The organism is Mesorhizobium sp. M0518 (genome assembly GCF_040321125.1).
Lineage (GTDB): Bacteria > Pseudomonadota > Alphaproteobacteria > Rhizobiales > Rhizobiaceae > Mesorhizobium.
The window spans coordinates 1-20322 of record NZ_JAMYQY010000011.1; the positions used below are offsets into that span (position 1 = coordinate 1).

Here is a 20322-nt window from a genome sequence, read left to right on the forward strand (position 1 = left end):
ACACCGCAGACCGTTTATCAGGAAGTTTGGGGAGCCTTGCTGGCTTACAATCTGGTGCGGTTGGAAATGGCCGAGGTTGCCTCTGAAGCCGAGGTCAAGCCAATCGAATTGAGCTTCACCACAGCCCTGCACTACATTCGTCACGAATGGGGGTGGATGGCGATCGAAGCGCCAGCAAAACTACCCGCACACCTCATCCGATTAAGACAACGGCTGGGAGACCTCATCCTCCCAAAAACACGGGGGCGATCATGCCCCCGTGTCGTCAAAAAGCTACCAGCCAAATATCCTGTCAGAACACTGAAGGTGCCTAAGTGAACTGCATTACGGCCATGTGCCGCCCTTTTTCGTGAACTACGCAGAACTGCCGTCAAGCCGTGCCGAAGGCGCTGGCGCCATGATCGGCGCGGCCGACCAGTTGTCGAAAGCCGGCAAACAGCTCGCGGCCGAAACCGAACTCGTTGCCGATGAGATCGGCATCCGCCGTCCGGCGCAAAGCGAAGTCGCCGGCCGGCACCAGCACTTCGAGTGTGCCGGCTTCGGCGTCGAGCCGGATGATGTCGCCTTCGTGGATCCTGGCGATAGGACCCTCCTCGACCGCTTCCGGCGTGACATGGATCGCCGCCGGCACCTTGCCGGAGGCGCCCGACATGCGTCCGTCGGTGACCAGCGCCACGCGCTGGCCGCGATCCTGCAGGATGCCGAGCACGGTAGTCAGCTTGTGCAGCTCCGGCATGCCGTTGGCCTTGGGCCCCTGGAAGCGGATGACGGCGATGAAATCACCGATCAGCGTGCCGGCCTTGAACGCATCGTTCAGCCCTTGCTGGCTGTCGAAGACCTTGGCCGGCGCCTCGATGATACGCCGCTCCGGCTTCACCGCGGAAGTCTTGATGACGGCGTGGCCGAGATTGCCTGACAGCACCTTCAGGCCGCCGGTCGCCTGGAATGCCTTGTTGAACGGCGCCAGCACCTTTTCGTCGCCGCTTGCCTTCGGCGAGGCCTCGCGCACCACGCCTCCGTCGGCGCCGAGCTTTGCCTCGACCGCATAGGGCCGCAGGCCTTCGCCCCACACCGTCTGCACATCCTCATGCAAGATGCCTTCGTCGAGCAGCTCGCGGATCAGGAAGCCGAGCCCGCCGGCGGCGTGGAAATGGTTCACGTCGGCGAGGCCGTTCGGATAGACCCGCGCCAGCAGTGGCACCGCCTCTGACAGGTCGGAAATATCCTGCCAGGTGATGGCTATGCCGGCCGCCGCCGCCATGGCGATCAGGTGGATGGTGTGATTGGTCGAGCCGCCGGTGGCGTGCAGGCCGACGACGCCGTTGACGATCGAGCGTTCGTCGATCATCCGGCCGACAGGCGTATAGGCGTTGCCGAGCGCGGTGATCGCCAGCGCCCGCTTCGTCGCCTCGCGGGTCAACGCCTCGCGCAACGGCGTGCCAGGGTTGACGAAGGAAGCGCCCGGCGTGTGCAGGCCCATGATCTCCATCAGCATCTGGTTGGAATTCGCCGTGCCGTAGAAGGTGCAGGTCCCCGGCCCATGATAGGATTTGGACTCGGCCTCCAGCAGTTCGGCGCGTCCGACCTTGCCCTCGGCGAAGAGCTGGCGGACCTTGGCTTTTTCGTCATTGGGCAGGCCTGATGTCATCGGTCCGGCCGGAATGAACACCGCCGGCAGATGGCCGAAGGTGAGCGCTGCGATCACCAGCCCCGGCACGATCTTGTCGCAGACGCCGAGATAGACGGCGGCGTCGAACATGTTGTGCGACAGGCCGATCGCGGCGGCCATGGCGATGACATCGCGCGAAAACAGCGACAGCTCCATGCCGGGCTGGCCTTGCGTGACCCCATCGCACATTGCCGGTACGCCGCCGGCCACCTGGGCGATGCCGCCGGCTTCGCGGGCCGCGTCCTTGATCAGCGCCGGGAAGGTCTCGAACGGCTGATGCGCCGACAGCATGTCGTTGTAGGAGGTGATGATGCCCAGGTTCGGCACCTTGTCGGCGCCAAGCGCGAGCTTTTCCAAGGGGCTGCACACCGCAAAGCCGTGGGCGAGATTGCCGCACGACAGCACAGCCCGGTTGGCGGTGCGGTTCGATGCCTCGGCGATGCGGCCGAGATAACGCTCGCGGCCTGGCTTTGAGCGCTGGCGGATGCGTTCGGTGATGGCTTCGATGTCGCGTCTGGCGGTCATGGCGGTCGGTCCTTTCAGGCGAGGTCCCGGAAACATCCTCCCGCCGTTTGCCGGGACCAGAGTAAATCGAGATTCAGGGGGCCCAGAAAACCTCTACGGGCTTATGTGCTGCGTCGAGCACGGCACGGATTGGCTTTCGCGGCCCGGGCGCAACCGCGCCGTCGAAGGCGACACGCTTGTCCTCACCCTCTATGTGCAGCGCGATGAAGCCGGCTTCGACGATGCGCGCCAGCGACAGGGTCAGCCGCGGCTCGCCCGCACTTGCCGCATGAACCGGCAGCACGATCCTGTCGCAAGACGGGTCGAGCAGCGTTGCCAGATCGTCGGCATCGGGAAAGAACGAGGCGGTGTGGCCGTCCGGCCCCATGCCGAGCACGACGACATCGAGCGGCCATGGCAAGGACCGGAGCGCTGCATCGTCGGACGAGGCCGCATCCTCGATGCTGGTGGCTTCGTGATAGAGCGGCACGAAACGAGCCGCCTTGGCCGCGTTCTGCAACAGATTGGCGGCTACCAGCCCGGCATTGGAGCGTGGCGAAGAGGCCGGCACGAAACGCTCGTCGACCAGCGTCACGATCACCTTGTCCCAAGCGATGGGTATCGCCGAAAGGGCGGCGAAGAATTTTGCCGGCGTGGTGCCGCCGGAGACGGCGAGCAGCCCCGTGCCGCGCTCGGCGATCGCCTTGGTCAGTCTGCCTGCAACATGGCCGGCAAGGGCTGCCGCCAGTTCCTGGCGCTCAGCGAAGCCGTTCCAGCTATAGGCGGCGCTGTTCAATTGCTCTCGTGCCATGTCCGCCCGTCACGTTCGATCAGTGCTATCGAGGCCGATGGGCCCCAGGTGCCCGCCGTGTAGCCCTGCGCCTCCTGCCTGGCACTTTCCCAGGCATTCTGGATCGGGTCGATCCATTTCCACGCCGCCTCGACTTCGTCACGGCGCATGAACAGGGTCTGGTTGCCACGGATGACGTCCATGATCAGCCGCTCATAGGCGTCCGGCGCGCGGCCATCGAAGGACTGCGCAAAACTCATGTCGAGCGAGATCTGGCGCAACCGCATGCCGCCCGGACCCGGATCCTTGATCATGATGAACTGCTTGACGCCTTCGTCGGGCTGCAGCCGGATGACCAGCTGGTTGGCGAAGATCGGACCAGCGCTGTCGCCGAAGATCGAATGCGGGATCGGCTTGAATTCGATGACGATTTCCGAAACCCGGGTTGCCAGCCGCTTGCCGGTCCTGAGGTAGAACGGAACGCCCGCCCAGCGCCAGGTGCCGATCTCGGCCTTGATGGCGACGAAGGTCTCGGTATTGCTGTCGTGGGAAAGCTCCTCGACATAGCCCTTTACAGCTCCGCTGGCCGAGGCGCCTGCGCGGTACTGGCCGCGCACGGTGTGCTTTGGCGCCTCGTTGCCGTTGATGCGCTTCAGCGCCCGCAGCACCTTCAGCTTCTCGTCGCGCACGGCGTCGGCATCCATCGATGACGGCGCTTCCATGGCGACGAGACACAGCAGCTGCAGCATATGGTTCTGCACCATGTCGCGCAGCGCGCCGGCCTTGTCGTAATAGGTGACGCGGTCTTCCAGACCGACGGTCTCGGCCACTGTGATCTGGACATGGTCGATGTGGGCTGAATTCCACAACGGCTCGTAGAGCGCGTTGGCGAAGCGCAGCGCCATCAGGTTCTGCACCGTCTCCTTGCCTAGATAATGGTCGATGCGGAAGATCTGGCTTTCGTGGAAGTCGTCGCCGACCAGGTCGTTGAGCTTGCGTGCCGAATCGAGATCGCGGCCGATCGGCTTTTCCAGCACGATGCGCGAGTTCGGCGTGATCAGATTGTGCTCTTTCAGCTTGTGCGAGATGTCGCCGAACAGCGCCGGCGCCACCGCCAGGTAGAAGGCTCGGATGCGGTCGCTGTCTCCGATCGCCTTCTTAAGCTTGTCGAAGCCGGCGCCGCTCGTCGCATCGGCGGAGACGTAGGACAGCCGCGCCAGAAAAGTCTTCAGTTCCTTGGCGTCGATGTCGGCCGGTTTGACGTGCTCGGAGATCGCCTGTTTGGCGAAGGCCTGGAATTCTTCGTCGCTCATTTTCGAGCGCGACGTGCCGATGATGCGTGTCGGCTCCGAAAACTGATGGTCGCGCTGGCGATAATAGAGCGACGGCAGAAGCTTGCGTTCCGACAGATCGCCGGTGCCGCCGAAAATGATGAAGTCGAAAGGCTCGACGGGGATGATCTGGCTGGTCATGGTCTGTCCGCTTTGACGCCGGTCGCTGTGACGCGGCTGATATAATCTAATCGATTTAAATTTTCCAGTGCCATGGTGTCACATCTGGGTGTATGCGCCTGCCCCTTGACAGTCCGATGACCCGGAGGCTTGTCGAAGGCGCGGCTCCGGAAGCCTTCGCAGTTGCAGCATAGAGCGGGATCGACGCGAAAGCCAAAGGAGAAATCGGCGATGGACCCACATCTTTCGGCCAATCCGGTCAGAAGCCGTGGCTTGCGCGGATGAGCGCCAATGACGTGCCCGTTGATCGTCACCAATAGTGAGCGGAAAAAAATGCGTCTGGAAAACAAGGTTGCGATCATCACCGGCGCTGCGTCGGGCTTTGGCGAGGGCATTGCCAGGCGTTTTGCGCAGGAGGGCGCCAGGGTCGTTGTCGCCGATCTCAACGCCAGGGGCGCGGAGCGCGTCGCCGGCGAGATCGGAGAAGCGGCGATCTGGACCCAGACGGATGTCTCGCTACGCTCCGAATTCGACGAGATGATCTATGCCGCCAAAAGCGCCTTCGGCCGCATCGACATCATGGTCAACAATGCCGGCTACACCCATCGCAACGGCGACATGCTCAACGTCGACGAGGACACCTTCGACCTGATAACATCAGTCAACATGAAGGCGATCTATCACGCGGCACTGGCCGTGGTGCCGATCATGGAGCGGCAGGGCGGCGGCGTCATCCTGACCACGGCCTCCACCGCGGGTCTGCGGCCGCGCCCCGGCCTCACCTGGTACAATGCGTCGAAAGGCTGGGCGATCACCGCCACCAAATCGATGGCGGTGGAACTGGCGCCGAAGAACATCCGCGTCAACTGCCTCTGCCCGGTTGCCGGCGAGACCGGCATGCTGGAGAAATTCATGGGCGCCGACACGCCCGAGATCCGCGAGAAGTTCCGCGCATCGATCCCACTCGGCCGGCTTTCGACGCCGCTCGACATCGCCAACGCCGCACTCTGGCTGGCCTCGGACGAGGCCGCCTTCATCACCGGCGTGGCGCTGGAGGTCGATGGCGGCCGCTGCATCTGAAAGCCTGATGTATGTCGCTCGGAAGCGGCCCCGGTTTGGGAGAACGACATGCATCAGAACAACAGGCCTGCCTCACGCAGAGCGGGGTACGTCACGCGCCAGTCTTGATGTAACTCTTGTAGATCCAGCCGGTCTTGCCGTTGTAGGTGATCTGGCACCATTTCTTGCAGCTCATCACCTGCACCGAGGTTTTGGCTGGCACCGTACCGATGGCGGCGGCATTTTTCTTCGGGCCGCTTCGCATGGTCACGGCCCTCAGGATGCGCCCTGTTCCGGCGGCTGCGGCTTTCCTGGGCTTCGCCTTGGCCTGGCTGTCATCGCCTTCTGCCGCTGGCTCTTGAGCCGGCACTTGCGGCTGCACCTCGGGAATGGCGGCGGTTTGTGCGCCGTCGGGATGGTTGCCCGCGGCTGCGCTGGGCGCGGCTACCTTGGCAAGTTCGGTGGCGGCATCGGTAGCGGCTGCCGGCTGTGCGAATGCCGCAGCTTGCTTGTCCGCTGCCTGGCTGGGGGCAGTCGAATCGGAAGTGGCGGCGTCCTTCGGCTGCGAACCGGTCCAGCGCGGATCGTTGGCGGCGAGTGCGGGGATGTTGGCTAGCGCGGCCGCCACGGTTGTCGGAATAGCGTCGGACTTGCGCGCCTGCGGCACGGCTGCCGCGGCGACCGCGGCCCCAACCGGGGTTATTTTCGTCGTCTTCACCGGAACCGTTGGAATGGTCTGTTCGGGGCTCGCTGCCGCTTGTCTGTCGCTGGCCGGCAATGCCAGCCACAGCGCCACGGCGGCGACGCCAAGCAGCGCGGCAGTGCCGATCGCGGCGATCACCAGATGCGAGTTCGAACGGACTTCCTGCCAGAAGGAGGGCCGCATGTCGTATCCGAACTGCATGGCAAAGCGCCGACGTTCCGGCGTACCGAAACTGAAGGGCTCTCTCACTCTTGCCACCTCCATAAGCGGGCCGACGTTCTATCGGTCGGTGCCGGAAGTCCGGCGTCTGATCCGCATAGGTCAAAAAAACAACGCGGGCAGTCCCGCAACAATCCCCGAACAATCGCCCAGAACCGGCAGCTTTCGCCTGCGATTGTGGCATCAGTACGCCATTATAGGGGATTCTGCGCCTTGGCGGGAAATTGCGCAATGCGTCGCACGGGCAACAAATGTTACAATGAATATTACAATATTACATCAGGTCGGTCGGCTAGATCCTGTCCCGCAACGCAAACCAGTTGAGCGCCAGGAACAGCAGCGGCGTGCGGAAGCGCCGACCGCCGGGGAACGGCGGGATTTTCAGATCCTCGATCAGCTTCAGCCGGTCGCGGTTGCCGGCAACGGTTTCGGCATAGAGTTTACCGAAGTAGTTCGACAGCATGACGCCGTGGCCGGAATAGCCGCCGGCCGAGATCACATTGGGCATCACTTCGCGCACGAAAGGCTTTCTCGGCACCGTGATGCCGACATAGCCGCCCCAACCATGCGTGATCTCGACATCCCCGAGCGCCGGATAGAGTTCCGCGATCTGGCGGCGGATGTGAATGTGGATATCCTTCGGATCGTTGACGCCATAGACCTCGCGTCCGCCAAACAGCAGCCGTCCGTCCTTCGATCTGCGGAAATAGCGCACGACGAAGCGGGAATCGTCGACCGCCTCGCCACCCGGCAAAACGTTCGAGTCCGCTCCCAGAGGCACGGTCGCACCGATGAAGGAACCGATCGGCATGATGTGCGCCGCACTAACCGGCTCGAGCGCGCCGCCATAGGCGTTGACCGCTATCAGGCATTTCTGCGCCGTCACCGTCCCCCTCGGTGTCGAAACCTTGACCTTGCCGCCACTGGACATGATGCCGGTCGACGGCGTCCCCTCGAACAGCTGCGCACCTGCAAGCGCTGCCACCCGCGCCGTGCCGATCACCAGCTTCATCGGATGGATGTGGCCGGTGCCGGTGTCGCGCGTGCCGCCGAAATAGGCGGTCGAGCCCAACCGCTCCGCCGTCTCCCTGGCATCCATGAACGAGATATGCGGGTAGGAAAAACGGCTCGCCATGATCTCGGCATGCGCCTTGTAGTCGTCGACATAGCGCGGCTTGTGCGCCACCGAGAGCTGGCCCGGCATATAGTCGATATCGATCTGGTTGGCGGCAGTGAATTCGAGGAGATGCGCCTTGGCCTCTTCGGCAAGACCAAACAGCGCCTTGGCGCGGGCCAAGCCATACTCGGCTTCCAGGTCCTCGGCCCAGGCGCGCTGGCCGGTGCCGAGCTGCCCGCCATTGCGCCCGGAGGCGCCATCGCCGAAGCGGTAAGCGTCGATCAGCACGACATTGGTGCCTGCCTTGGCCAGGTGCGCCGCCGCCGACAGACCGGTAAAGCCGCCGCCGACGATGACGACATCGCATGCCCGGTCGCCATCCAGTCCGGGATATTCGGGCCTCGGTCCCGCCGTGTCCTCATACCAGGAACGGCCGGGGGAAATTGGGGATTGGTAGGGCATGAGAAGTCCTAGGGCAGTAGGGCAGTAGGTGGGGCTATTCCGGTGACAGTTTTCGGATCAGAAGCCGCAAGAGCGTTCCTACGCTCTCACTGCGGGTCATCAGTGGTTCGACCGTCTCGTGCGAGGCGATTCCGACGCGTTGCGCGATCAGCAGATGGGTCTCCAGTTCCTTGAGGGATCCCTGGGCGATCCTGAGAAATTGCTGATAGGAAGCTCGGCTTTCTCGCCCGTAACCTTCGGCAGTGTTGGCGGGAACGGAGGTGGCTGCACGGCGTACCTGAGTCGTCAGTCCGTAGAGCTCATCCCTTGGCCAAGCTCTGGTTGTTTCGTAGATCGATACCGCCAGATCCATAGCTTGCTGCCAGACAATTAAATCCCTGTACGATTCAATCTTGGCCGCCATCCTTGCCCTACTGCCCTACTGCCCTACTGCCTACTGCCCCCTTACTCCCCTACACATTCAGCAACAGATACTCCCGCTCCCACGGGCTGATCACTTCCATGAAGGTCTCGAACTCCGCCCGTTTGATCGCCGCGTAGGTAGCGGCGAAGGACTTGCCCAGATGCGCGCAGAGTTCCTCGTCGCCCTCGAACAGGTCGACGGCTTCGAGCAGGCCGCGCGGCAGGTCGATCTCGTCGGCATTGGCGGTGGTCAGCACGGGAGGCTCGGCCTTGATCTTGTTGGTGATGCCGATCAGCCCACAGGCAAGCGATGCCGCAAGCGCTAGATAGGGGTTAGCATCGGAGGACGGGATGCGGTTTTCGACGCGCCGAGCCGCCGGATCCGAACGTGGCACGCGAAATGCCGTGGTGCGGTTGTCATAGCCCCATTTGTTGTTGACCGGCGCCGACGCCGCCTGTGTCAGCCGGCGGTAGGAATTGACGTAGGGCGCGAACATCACCAGCGCGTTCGGCACATGCTTCTGCATGCCGCCGATAAAGTGGAAAAAATCGTCGGTTTCCGAGCCGTCAGCGGCCGAAAAGATGTTCTGTCCAGTCTTCTTGTCGATGATCGACTGATGGATGTGCATGGCGGAGCCGGGTTGCCCCTGGATCGGCTTGGCCATGAAGGTGGCGTAGATCTCGTGCTTCAGCGCCGCCTCGCGAATGGTGCGCTTGAACATGAACACCTGGTCGGCCAGTTCGATCGGGTCGCCGTGGCGCAGATTGATCTCCAACTGGCCGGCGCCTTCCTCGTGTATCAGCGTATCGATCTCCAGGCCCTGGCTTTCGGAGAAATGGTAGATGTCGTCGATCAGTTCGTCGAATTCGTTGACGCCGGCGATCGAATAGCCGGCGCCGCCGCCGATCGCGCGTCCCGACCGGCCGACAGGCGGGGTCAGCGGATAGTCCGGATCGGGATTCTTGCGCACCAGGTAGAACTCGATCTCGGGCGCCACCACTGGCTTCAGGCCGAGCTTGTCATAGGCAGCCACCACACGCTTCAACACGTTGCGCGGCGTGAACTCGACTGAGCGTCCGTCCTGGTGGACGAGATCGCAGATGACCGCGGCCGTCGGGTCTTCTTCCCAGGGCACCACCGTCAGCGTCGACAGGTCCGGCATCAGTTTGAGGTCGCCGTCGTCTTCCGGGTAATGGAAGCCGTTGCCATCCTCGGGGTAGCCGCCGGAAATCGTTGTCATGAAAACTGCCGACGGCAGCGCCAGCGAGGTGTTGGAGGTGAATTTCTTCGACGGCATCATCTTGCCACGCGCGACGCCGGCCTGATCAGGCGTGATGCACTCGATATCCTCGATGCCGCGCCACTCCAGCCAGGCGCTGACTTCCTTCCAGTTCTTGACGCCCCGTTGGTTTTTCACGAAGGCAGGCGTACGGACACGTCCTCCGCGGCTCGACGGACGGACTTCCTTTTTTGCAGGCGGCATCATTCACCAGATTGGGTTGCGGATTGTGGAGTATAGCCGTGCCCCCCTGTGGAAGGGAAGGGGAGCCGCGTCGGGCATTGGCCGGTGCGGTTGAAAATCACGCCAATCGGCCTAGTTTCGGCCGTTGCAATTCCAATCGAGGCCCAAATCTTAATCGAGAAATTGAATGCGGCCCAACGGCAAACTGACGACGATCGGATTCGATGCCGACGACACGCTGTGGCAGAACGAGCAGTTCTTCCGGCTGACGGAAAAGCGCTTTGCCGCCATGCTCGTCGACCATGGCGAAGCCGAGCATATCTCGGCACGATTGCTGGAGGCCGAAAGGCGCAACCTCGCCGTCTATGGCTTCGGCATCAAGGGATTTACCCTGTCGATGATCGAGACGGCGATCGAGGTCACGCAAGGCCGCGTACCGGCCTCGGTCATAGCAGAGATTCTCGATGCCGGCCGCGAAATGCTGAGTCATCCGATCGAGGCCTTGCCGCACGCCCGCGAGACGGTCGAAAAGCTTGCCGGCGCATTCCGGCTTGTGCTGATCACCAAGGGCGACCTCTTCGATCAGGAGCGCAAGCTGGCTGGCTCTGGCCTTGGCGATCTGTTCGACGCGGTCGAGATCGTCAGCGACAAGAATGCCGCCACCTATAGGAGGATCTTCAGCCGCCACGGCGATGGTGCCGCGAAAAGCATGATGGTCGGCAACTCGCTGAAGTCGGATGTGGTGCCGGCCATCGAGGCCGGCGGCTGGGGTGTCCATGTGCCGCACGAACTGACCTGGGTGCTGGAGCATGTCGAAGCGCCGGTAACCGAATCGAGGTTCCGCCAGATATCCGATCTCGGACAACTGCCCGGATTGATCGAAAGCATCATCGATCCGTGATTGCCGGGCCTTACCTAATTTGCTCAATTCCGGACGGAAAACCGTTACACACTTTCCCGCAATTAGCTTAGCGGCCGATGAGGCGATCGATCACCGGTTGCAACCGTTCGGGCGTGATCGGCTTGGCGACCACCACGTCGATGATACCAGACAGGCCCAGACTTTCCGTCGCGCCATTCTTGGTTGACAGCAGGATTACCGGTGGCAGCGATTTGCCCGAGGCGCGGCGCAACGCGGCGATGCTGGACATCAGGTTCTCGCAGTCCTTGTTGTCGGCGCCGCCGTCAAGGACAACCACACCGGGAATGAGGGACCGCAAGATCCTTGCCGCCGTGTCGGGAGATTCCGAAATCGGCTTGAGCCCGGATCGCTCGACGATCTTTGAAATCACCACGCGATTCATTGGCGATTTCCCGACGACAAGCACCTGCGACGGATCACGGATCGCCTCGGCGCTCGAGTCACGGGTCGCCAGATTCGGATGTCTTGGAGTCTCGCCTTCGCGGTTCACCGGGCACACAAGTCGGCCAAGAAGCTCGCCCCTATTTCAATGCAGAGTTGAATCCGGAGCGCAATTGGCGTGAGATCGGAGCCTATGTCAAGTTGAAATAAAAGTACCCTAAATCATCGCCGGGAGCAGTGAATTTCAAGCAACGCTACTGTACTCAACTGTCCACACGTGAGCTTGATGAAAAGAAAATTCACCTGCGTAGAGGCTGCGCAGGTGAAGGGTCGGTTGCATGGATTCGGTCAGCCGTGGCTCTGCTGCGTGACGATGACCGGGATCAGCAGATCGCCCCAGTTGCCGTCGCCGCCGTGATGTCGTGCCGAGCGCACGAGCTCGACCGAGACGCCCGCCTCGACCGCCTTCATCACCGACTGGTTGAGGCGGTGCAGGTCGTTGGCCAGCATGCGGATCGTCGCCTGCTGGTCGACGCTCATCGTCGTCGACTGTTCCTCGGCGCGTTCCTTGACGCGGCTTATCGATGCCATTGGTCTTCTCCTTGTGTTCCAAGCCCTGTTGGGCGTTCCCTCTGTATTTCTGCGGTCCGCTATTCCGCGGCTGGTTTGAACTGCGCGTGCTCGGTCGATTCATGCATGGCGGTGGTCGACGACTTGCCGCCGGTGATCGCCATAGACACGGCGTCGAAATAGCCGGTGCCGACCTCGCGCTGGTGCTTGGTCGCGGTGTAGCCATTGGCCTCGGCCGCGAACTCCGCTTCCTGCAACTCGGAATAGGCCGCCATCTGCCGTGCCTTGTAGCCGCGCGCCAGCTCGAACATGCCATAGTTGAGCTGGTGGAAGCCGGCGAGCGTGATGAACTGGAACTTGTAGCCCATGGCGCCGAGCTCCTTCTGGAATCTGGCGATCGTCGCGTCGTCGAGGTTCTTCTTCCAGTTGAACGAGGGCGAGCAATTGTAGGCGAGCAGCTTGTCGGGATGATGCTTGCGCACGCCCTCAGCGAATCTCCTGGCCTGTGCCAGGTCGGGTTTCGAGGTCTCGCACCAGATCAGATCCGCGTAAGGCGCATAGGCGATGGCGCGGGCGATGCAGGGCTCGATGCCGTTCCTGACATGGTAGAAACCTTCCACCGTGCGCCCGGCGTCGTAGTCGACGAAAGGCTGGTCGCGTTCGTCGATGTCGGAGGTGAGCAGCTTGGCGGCTTCCGCATCGGTGCGCGCGACGACCAGGGTCGGCGTGCCCATCACGTCCGCCGCCAGGCGCGCGGCATTGAGGTTGCGGATGTGCGCCGCGGTCGGGATCAGCACCTTGCCGCCGAGATGGCCGCATTTCTTTTCCGACGCAAGCTGATCCTCATAGTGGACGCCGGCGGCGCCCGCCTCGATGAAGGCCTTCATGATTTCGAAGGCGTTGAGCGGTCCGCCGAAGCCGGCTTCCGCGTCGGCAACGATCGGCGCGAACCAGGTCTCGACCGAAAGCCCGTTGCCTTCGGAGGTCTCGATCTGGTCGGCGCGCTGCAGCGTGCGGTTTATGCGCTTGACCAGTTCGGGCGCCGCATTGGCCGGGTAGAGCGATTGGTCCGGATACATCGCGCCAGCCGTGTTGGCGTCGGCGGCAACCTGCCAGCCCGACAGGTAGATTGCCTTCAGCCCGGCGCGCACCTGCTGCATCGCCTGATTGCCGGACATGGCGCCGAGCGCGTTGACGAAGTCCTCCTCGTGGATCAGCTTCCACAGCCGGTTGGCGCCCATTTCGGCGAGGCTCTGGCGGATCTGCACCGAACCGCGCAGGCGCTTCACATCCGCCGCGGAGTAGGGCCGTTCGATACCGTCGAAGCGACCTTCCGGGGCCGATGGGACGAGGTTGTAAAAATCAGTCATTGGTCACTCCGAGGGATTGCTGATCTGTGTCAAGGCGTCAAGAATTTGGGGTCGTTGGGTATGACTGGATTTACATTTCTGCGCGAAATCAGCCACATAAATCCACAAAGCCGGCAGAATATAAGAGAAAACCTGTGTTGTGTTTGACAGAGGTGCATTGTAAATTTGTCATTGTTGTAAAAGGCCAAAGCCCAGAAAATTCGTGTAAATGCTGTAAAGGACAGTCCGTGGCTGACCAGAAGATCTTCGCCGGGCCGCGCATCCGCCGCATCCGCAACGCCAAGGGCCTGACCCAGACGGCGATGGCCGAGGGTCTTGGCATTTCGCCATCCTATCTCAATCTGATCGAGCGCAACCAGCGGCCGCTGACGGTGCAGCTGATCCTCAGGCTGGCCTCCGTCTACAAGGTCGATCCACACGAGCTGCAGGGCGAGGCGAGGGGATCTGTCGCTGCCTTGAAGGAAGTGTTCACCGACCCTCTGCTGGTCGGCGAGTTGCCGGGTGATCAGGAACTGATCGAGCTTGCCGAGGCGGCGCCCAATGCGTCCGCGGCGGTGATAAAACTGTTCCGCGCCTATCGCGAGCAGGCCGAGCGCCTGTCCGATCTCAACGAGCTTTTGGCGCGCGAAGGTCGGGCGACGGCGCTTTCCGGCGCCCGCCTGCCGATCGACGAGGTGCACGAGATTTTCGAGCGCCGGCCGAACCATTTTGCTGCCCTCGAGGAGGAGGCCGCGGCGTTCACCTCGGTGCTCGATCCCGGCGACGATCTGTTCGGCGCGCTGAAGGCCTGGCTGAAGCGCGAATATGGCATCGTGGTCAAGGTGCTGCCGGTCGCGACCATGCCGAACTGGCGCCGCCGTTATGATCGTCATTCGCAGCGCCTGTTCCTGTCCGAACGGCTGTCGCCGTTCGACCAGTTGCGCGAAGTCGCTATGGAGGCCTGCCTGATCCGCATGACGGTCGCGGTCGCCGGCGAGATCCAGGCGCTCAAGCTGAGCACCGACGAGGCGCGCCGCCTGGCCCGCTTCGAACTTGGCCGTTATGCGGCGCATGCGCTGATGATGCCCTATCAGGCCTTTCATGCGGCTGCCGTGCGCGCCCGCTACGACATCGATGTCCTGCGTTCGCGCTTCGGGGTCTCCTTCGAACAGGCAGCCAACCGGCTGACCATGCTGCAGCGGCAGGGTGTCTCCGGCGTGCCGTTCTTCATGCTGGAGGTCGACAATGCAGGCAACCGCTTCCGCAAGGCCGGCAGCCAGGGGTTTCCACAAAGCCGCTTTGGCGGCGGCTGTCCCAAGCTGCCCGTGCATGTTGCCTTCACCCAACCCGGCCAGATATTTGTCGAGACGGTGGAAATGCCCGACGGCGCCGAGTTCCTGTGCATCGCCCGCACACTGGAAGGGCCGCAAGGCGCGTTCTCGGAACGCCCGCGCCGCACCGCATTGCTGCTTGGCTGCGACATCGGCTTTCGTGACGACATCGTCTATGGCGCGGCATTACCCGGTGCGGCAATCACCGCAAAGGCTGGCAGTATCGCGGCGACGCCGGTCGGGCCTGCCTGCCGGCTTTGCGAACGCGTCGGCTGCCTGGCGCGCGCCGAGCCGCCGGTGACGCGCCCGCTCGGCCTCGACGAGATGGTGACGGGCCTGAGTGCCTTCGATTTCCAGTAGCCGTGTTCCTCTGAAATAGGAGCAAGGTGCCACAATTGTCGCCGGCCGCTGGCTCAGTTCCGGCCTGCGCCTTTGCGTTACGCGAACAGAGCATCTTTTTGTCGTCCCTTGCGCATCGTCCCGTCCACAAAAGCCCGACAGTCGCGCTCATGATCGATACCGCATCGCCGATCGTCGCATCGCCAGCCGTCTCGCCGCGCGAGGAACGCGTCGGCATGCTTTTGGTCTTCCTGTCGGCGCTGATGTGGAGTTTCGGCGGCACCATCGCCCGCTTCATCACTGTCGGTGACAGCTGGACGGTCATTTTCTGGCGCTCCGTCTGGGCAGCCGCCTTCCTGGTCTGCTTCATGGTCTGGCGTGACGGCTGGCGTGGCACGCTGAAGCTGTTCCGCGACATGGGTCTGCCCGGCCTTGCCGTCGGGATCTGCTTCGCCACCGCATCCACAGCCTTTGTCGTCGCGCTGGCCTACACCACCGTCGCCAACATCCTGTTGATGCAGGCCGGCGTGCCGTTGCTGGCGGCGCTGTTTGCCTGGGCATTGTTTCGCGAAAGGGTTGGTGTCGCGACATGGGTGGCAATCGCCGCCGTCATCACCGGCGTCGCCATCATGGTGTCGGAATCGCTGGATGGCGCCGTCTCGCCCATAGGCGATGGGCTGGCGCTGTTGATCGCGGTCATGTTCTCGGTCGCCACCGTCATCACCCGGCGGTTTTCCGGCGTGCGCATGACGCCGGCGACGTGCCTCGGCACCATGCTCGCGGCCGGCTTTGCCGTCTCGCAGGCATCGACCTTCGCCGTGTCGGTCAGCGACATGGGCTTTCTGTTTGCCTTCGGCGTGGTCAATCTCGGCCTCGGCCTCGCCTTCTTCGCCACCGGAGCGCGGCTGATACCGGCGGCCATCGCGGCGCTGCTCGGCACGTTCGAACCGATCCTCGGTCCGATATGGGTCTGGCTCATCCATTCCGAGGTGCCGTCGGGGCGCACCATCATCGGTGGCGCGGTTGTGGTCACGGCGCTGCTCGTCCATATCGGGCTCGAATTCAAGCGCCAGGCACGGCCCGAACGCGCCGGGGTCACCGGGGTGCCGTCGCCTAATTGAAGCGGCCTGCAGCTTTGCCATTGACAACGTCGCTGCAGCACGGGCAGGCTGGGAATACGGCAACAACAAGACAGGCGTATCTTGCCAAGTCTCCCAGCCGGTCCGATCGAGACCGGACCATATCGTCGTATCTCTGCCCGCGCCACGGCGAAAGCCTATGACGGTATGCCTCCCAGGCCGCCTCAGGGGCATCGAGCCATCTCATCGAACCGCCTGCATGGTGTCGGCAGTTCGCGCTTGTCGCCCCTTGGAAAGCTCAATAGTCTGAAGAAAATGCCGGTCGCGCTGATATCGCGACGAGCCGGTGAAGGAACACTCATCAAAGGAGAATAGCATGATCCGCAAAGCGCTCTGGCTTTCGGCTACCTCGGCATTCCTGACACTTTTCACCGTCGGCGGTCACGCCGCGGATCGTGTCGTCAACGTCTTCAACTGGTCGGACTACATCGACAGTTCGATCATCGACGATTTCACCAAGGAAACCGGCATCAAGGTCGTCTATGACACCTTCGATTCCAACGAAATCCTGGAAACCAAGCTGCTTGCCGGCGGCAGCGGCTACGACGTCGTCGTGCCCAGCGGCAACTTCCTCGCGCGCCAGATCCAGGCCGGTGTGTTCCAGAAGCTCGACAAGTCGAAACTGCCCAACATTTCCAACATGTGGGATACGGTTACCGAGCGCACCGCCAAGTACGACCCCGGCAACGAATACTCCGTCAACTACATGTGGGGCACGGTTGGCATCGGCTACAACATCAAGAAGGTGCAGGCGGCACTCGGCACCGACAAGATCGACAGCTGGGATGTCTTCTTCAATCCCGATAGCCTGGCCAAATTGAAGGACTGCGGTGTCTACGTGCTGGACTCGCCGGCAGATATCATCCCGGCGGCTCTGAAATATCTTGACCTCGACCCGAACAGCACGTCACCCGATGATATCGCCAAGGCCGAGGAGACCTTGCTCAAGGTCCGGCCTTACATCAGGAAGTTCCATTCCTCCGAATACATCAACGCGCTCGCCAACGGTGATATCTGCCTTGCGGTCGGCTGGTCGGGTGACGTGTTCCAGGCCCGCAACCGCGCGGTCGAGGCCAAGCAGGGCGTCGAGATCGGCTATTCCGTGCCGAAGGAGGGCGCTCAGATGTGGTTCGACCAGATGGCGATCCCTGCCGATGCGCCGCATGTCGCGGAGGCGCTCGAGTTCATCAACTACATGATGAAGCCGGAAGTTATCGCCAAGTCGTCGAACTACGTGCTCTACGCAAACGGCAACAAGGCCTCGCAGCAATTCGTCGACAAGGCATTGTTGGAGGATCCTTCGGTTTATCCCGATGCCGAGACCATAAAGAAGCTCTACACCGTCTCGCCGTACGATCCCAAGACCCAGCGCGTCATCACGCGCACCTGGACCAAGATCGTCACTGGCCAGTAAGCAATCCGACACGGTCCCGGCAGCCACCTGCCGGGACCGTTTCTACCTGGGGCAAGAAGCAAGAAAATCAGGACGGAGTGGGACATGAAATCGCTTGGCAGCATCCGCAGGGATTTTGCACCGTGGAACGACCCGAATGCCAAGCCGTACATCCAGTTCGACAACGTCACCAAGAAGTTCGGTGACTTCACCGCCGTCAACAATCTGTCTCTGACCATCTTCGAGCGCGAGTTCTTCGCGCTGCTCGGCGCCTCCGGTTGCGGAAAGTCGACGCTGCTCAGGATGCTCGCCGGCTTCGAGGAGCCGACAGCCGGCCGCATCCTGCTTGACGGCCAGGACCTGCGCGGCATCCCGCCCTATCGGCGGCCGGTCAACATGATGTTCCAGTCCTATGCGCTGTTCCCGCACATGACGGTCGAGAACAACATCGCCTTCGGCCTCAAGCAGGACGGCATGCCGAAGCCCGAAATCGCATCGCGCGTTGCCGAGATGCTGAAGCTGGTCAAACTCGAGCAGTTCGCCAAGCGCAAGCCGCACCAACTATCCGGCGGCCAGCGCCAGCGCGTCGCGCTCGCCCGCTCGGTCGCCAAACGGCCGAAAGTGCTGCTGCTCGACGAGCCGCTTGGCGCTCTCGACAAGAAGCTGCGCGAAGAGACGCAGTTCGAACTGATGGACCTCCAGCAGAACCTCGGCCTGACCTTCGTCGTCGTCACCCACGACCAGGAAGAGGCGATGACCATGGCCGATCGCATCGCCATCATCGACAAGGGCGAGGTGATGCAGGTGGCAACGCCGGCCGAAGTCTACGAGGCGCCGGGGTCGCGCTTCGTCGCCGGCTTCGTCGGCAATGTGAACATGTTCGAGGGCAAGATCGCGCGTGGCGAGGCCGGCAGCGCCAGTATCGACGCCGGCAACGGCATCACCATCCGCACCGACAATGCCGGGACGGCCGGCGCCGGGACGGCCGTCACCTTCGCCATCAGGCCCGAAAAGATCAAGGTGTCGTCGAAAAAGCCGGCCGAGGCGGTCAACGCCATCGAGGGCGAGGTCTACGACATCGCCTATCTCGGCGACATGACCGTCTATCATGTCAGGCTGGACGACGGCCAGGTGGTGCGCGCCAGCACCATGAACGCGGCCCGCATCACCGAGGATCCGTTGAGCTGGAACGACCGCGCCTGGGTTTCCTTCCGGCCCGACGCCGGCGTCGTGCTGACGCGGTAGGGGCGACCATGTCGAGCGCCGCCGTCACCACCGCATCAGCCTCTCCGACGACCAATGCCGGCAAATCCATCCTCGCCAGGCTGGGTGCTGCCTTCGTTGGCCGACTGGTCATCATCATCCCTTATGTCTGGCTGCTGTTCTTCTTCCTCATTCCGTTCGTCATCGTCTTCAAGATCTCGCTGTCGCAGACGGCGATCGCCATTCCGCCCTATACGCCGGCGCTCGATTTCAGCGGCGGCGTTTCCGGGTTCCTCGCCCAGCTGAAACAACTCAGCCTCGACAACTACGCCTGGCTGACGCAGGACGCGCTCTACTTCAACGCCTATGTGACCAGCGTCATCATCGCCGCGGTCTCGACGGTCCTGACACTGCTCGTCGGCTATCCCATCGCCTACGGCATGGCGCGCGCGCCGGCGACGATCCGCCCAACCTTGCTGATGCTGGTGATCCTGCCGTTCTGGACCTCGTTCCTGATCCGCGTCTACGCCTGGATCGGCATTCTCAAGCCCGAAGGGCTGCTCAATCAGCTGCTGCTCGCCACCGGCGTCATCCACCAGCCGCTGATCATCCTCAACACCTATACGGCGATCTTCATCGGCATCGTCTATTCCTACCTGCCGTTCATGGTGCTGCCGCTCTATTCCGCGCTTGAGAAGATGGACTATTCGCTGATCGAGGCAGCCAAGGATCTCGGCTGTCCGCCGACCAGCGCGTTCTGGAAGATCACCTTCCCGCTATCGCTGCCCGGCGTCATCGCGGGCTGTCTGCTGGTGTTCATTCCGGCCGTCGGCGAGTTCGTCATTCCCGATCTGCTCGGCGGATCGCAGACGCTGATGATCGGCAAGACGTTGTGGAACGAGTTCTTCGCCAATCGCGACTGGCCGGTATCGTCGGCCGTCGCCGTCATCCTGCTGTTGCTGCTGATCGTGCCGATCATGCTCTTCCAGCGGGCCCAGGCGCGCGCTCAGGAAATGGACAGGTGACCTCATGAACGCCACCTGGAGCCGCTTCAACATCACCTCGATCGTGCTTGGATTTGCCTTTCTCTATCTGCCGATCGTGCTGCTCATCGTCTTCTCGTTCAACGAATCGAAACTGGTCACGGTCTGGGGCGGTTTCTCGACCAAATGGTACGTCTCGCTGTTCCACAACCAAGGCCTCATGGACGCGACCTGGGTGACGGCGCGTGTTGGCCTGATCTCGGCCACGGTTGCGACGGTGCTGGGCACCCTGGCGGCACTCACCTTGACCCGCTACACGCGCTTCAAGGGCAGGGTGCTATTCTCCGGCATGGTCTTTGCGCCGCTGGTCATGCCGGAAGTCATCACCGGCCTGTCGCTGCTGCTGCTCTTTGTCGCCGTCGGGCTCGACCGCGGCTTCCTCACCGTGACGCTCGCCCACATCACGCTGACCATGTGCTTCGTCGCCGTGGTCGTGCAGTCGCGCCTCATGACCTTCGACCGCTCGCTGGAAGAAGCCGCGATGGATCTTGGCGCAACGCCGGTGAAGACCTTCTTCCAGATCACATTGCCGGTTATCATGCCGGCGATCGTCTCCGGCTGGATGCTGGCTTTCACCCTTTCGCTCGACGATCTGGTCATCGCCAGCTTCACCTCCGGGCCGGGCGCGACGACGCTGCCGATGAAGATTTACAGCCAGGTTCGCCTCGGCGTGACGCCGGAAATCAACGCCGCCTGTACCATTCTGATCGCCGTCGTGGCGATTGGCGTCATCATCGCCTCGCTTGCCAACAAACGGCGTGAGGTGCAGCGCCAGCTCGACGAGCAGGCCGCGCAGCGCGGGTGAAAGATAGG

Annotated in this window: 18 protein-coding genes and 1 pseudogene; 9 read left to right on the forward strand and 10 right to left on the reverse strand. The window is 62.5% G+C overall.

The window, feature by feature from the left end:
* Positions 1-318 (forward strand): annotated as a pseudogene (locus NKI66_RS17280) (IS4 family transposase); the annotation flags it as partial.
* Positions 319-370: 52 nt separating this feature from the next.
* Here the strand turns inward: NKI66_RS17280 and edd are convergent.
* The 3 genes from edd to zwf all read right to left on the reverse strand — a co-directional run bounded on the left by edd (position 371) and on the right by zwf (position 4435).
* A complete protein-coding gene (edd, locus tag NKI66_RS17285) occupies positions 371-2194 on the reverse strand; it encodes a phosphogluconate dehydratase (protein ID WP_352752365.1) in 1824 nt (607 codons plus the stop codon).
* A gap of 73 nt (positions 2195-2267) precedes the next feature.
* On the reverse strand, positions 2268-2984 hold the full coding sequence (pgl, locus tag NKI66_RS17290; protein ID WP_023809188.1) for a 6-phosphogluconolactonase: 717 nt from the start codon (positions 2982-2984) through the stop codon (positions 2268-2270).
* Positions 2966-4435: a glucose-6-phosphate dehydrogenase gene (gene zwf / locus NKI66_RS17295; RefSeq protein WP_023809187.1), complete on the reverse strand. Its 1470-nt coding sequence runs from the start codon at positions 4433-4435 to the stop codon at positions 2966-2968. The genes pgl and zwf overlap by 19 nt, the downstream gene beginning before the upstream one ends.
* 312 nt (positions 4436-4747) lie before the next feature.
* On the opposite strand from zwf, the gene NKI66_RS17300 reads away from it, so the two are divergent.
* Entirely contained in the window at positions 4748-5494 is a 747-nt protein-coding gene (locus NKI66_RS17300) for an SDR family oxidoreductase (RefSeq protein ID WP_023809186.1), read from the forward strand.
* A 91-nt stretch (positions 5495-5585) separates the two neighbouring features.
* Here the strand turns inward: NKI66_RS17300 and NKI66_RS17305 are convergent, their stop codons facing one another.
* The 4 genes from NKI66_RS17305 to NKI66_RS17320 all read right to left on the reverse strand — a co-directional run bounded on the left by NKI66_RS17305 (position 5586) and on the right by NKI66_RS17320 (position 9863).
* Positions 5586-6425, reverse strand: coding sequence for an SH3 domain-containing protein (locus tag NKI66_RS17305; RefSeq protein ID WP_023809185.1), 840 nt, complete (start codon positions 6423-6425; stop codon positions 5586-5588).
* A gap of 262 nt (positions 6426-6687) precedes the next feature.
* Positions 6688-7974 (reverse strand): NAD(P)/FAD-dependent oxidoreductase, encoded by a 1287-nt coding sequence (locus NKI66_RS17310; RefSeq protein WP_023809184.1) that lies wholly within the window; start codon positions 7972-7974, stop codon positions 6688-6690.
* A gap of 34 nt (positions 7975-8008) precedes the next feature.
* Positions 8009-8377, reverse strand: coding sequence for a four helix bundle protein (locus NKI66_RS17315; RefSeq protein WP_352752367.1), 369 nt, complete (start codon positions 8375-8377; stop codon positions 8009-8011).
* 49 nt (positions 8378-8426) lie between these two features.
* The gene (locus NKI66_RS17320; RefSeq protein WP_023809183.1) at positions 8427-9863 is read right to left on the reverse strand and encodes a glutamine synthetase family protein; all 1437 of its coding nucleotides are present in this window, start codon (positions 9861-9863) and stop codon (positions 8427-8429) included.
* A gap of 163 nt (positions 9864-10026) precedes the next feature.
* On the opposite strand from NKI66_RS17320, the gene NKI66_RS17325 reads away from it, so the two are divergent.
* A complete protein-coding gene (locus NKI66_RS17325; RefSeq protein WP_023809182.1) occupies positions 10027-10740 on the forward strand; it encodes an HAD family hydrolase in 714 nt (237 codons plus the stop codon).
* 67 nt (positions 10741-10807) lie between these two features.
* Here NKI66_RS17325 and NKI66_RS17330 read toward each other — a convergent pair whose 3' ends face one another.
* From NKI66_RS17330 to aceA, 3 genes are all read right to left on the reverse strand, one after another.
* On the reverse strand, positions 10808-11260 hold the full coding sequence (locus NKI66_RS17330; protein ID WP_352752369.1) for a response regulator: 453 nt from the start codon (positions 11258-11260) through the stop codon (positions 10808-10810).
* Positions 11261-11490: 230 nt separating this feature from the next.
* Positions 11491-11733 carry an SMc00767 family acetate metabolism repressor gene (locus NKI66_RS17335; protein ID WP_006202762.1) on the reverse strand — a complete coding sequence of 81 codons (243 nt, stop codon included), beginning with the start codon at positions 11731-11733 and terminating at the stop codon, positions 11491-11493.
* Positions 11734-11792: 59 nt separating this feature from the next.
* Positions 11793-13082: an isocitrate lyase gene (gene aceA, locus NKI66_RS17340; protein WP_023809180.1), complete on the reverse strand. Its 1290-nt coding sequence runs from the start codon at positions 13080-13082 to the stop codon at positions 11793-11795.
* 227 nt (positions 13083-13309) lie between these two features.
* On the opposite strand from aceA, the gene NKI66_RS17345 reads away from it, so the two are divergent.
* The 6 genes from NKI66_RS17345 to NKI66_RS17370 all read left to right on the forward strand — a co-directional run bounded on the left by NKI66_RS17345 (position 13310) and on the right by NKI66_RS17370 (position 20314).
* Positions 13310-14752 (forward strand): helix-turn-helix domain-containing protein, encoded by a 1443-nt coding sequence (locus tag NKI66_RS17345; protein WP_023809179.1) that lies wholly within the window; start codon positions 13310-13312, stop codon positions 14750-14752.
* Between the two features lie 149 nt (positions 14753-14901).
* Positions 14902-15852 carry a DMT family transporter gene (locus NKI66_RS17350; protein ID WP_023809178.1) on the forward strand — a complete coding sequence of 317 codons (951 nt, stop codon included), beginning with the start codon at positions 14902-14904 and terminating at the stop codon, positions 15850-15852.
* A gap of 334 nt (positions 15853-16186) precedes the next feature.
* A complete protein-coding gene (locus tag NKI66_RS17355; protein ID WP_023809177.1) occupies positions 16187-17284 on the forward strand; it encodes a polyamine ABC transporter substrate-binding protein in 1098 nt (365 codons plus the stop codon).
* A gap of 84 nt (positions 17285-17368) precedes the next feature.
* Positions 17369-18508, forward strand: coding sequence for an ABC transporter ATP-binding protein (locus NKI66_RS17360; RefSeq protein ID WP_013530249.1), 1140 nt, complete (start codon positions 17369-17371; stop codon positions 18506-18508).
* A gap of 8 nt (positions 18509-18516) precedes the next feature.
* A complete protein-coding gene (locus NKI66_RS17365) occupies positions 18517-19491 on the forward strand; it encodes an ABC transporter permease subunit (RefSeq protein WP_023809176.1) in 975 nt (324 codons plus the stop codon).
* A 4-nt stretch (positions 19492-19495) separates the two neighbouring features.
* A complete protein-coding gene (locus NKI66_RS17370) occupies positions 19496-20314 on the forward strand; it encodes an ABC transporter permease (RefSeq protein WP_013530251.1) in 819 nt (272 codons plus the stop codon).
* Positions 20315-20322 lie beyond the last annotated feature (8 nt).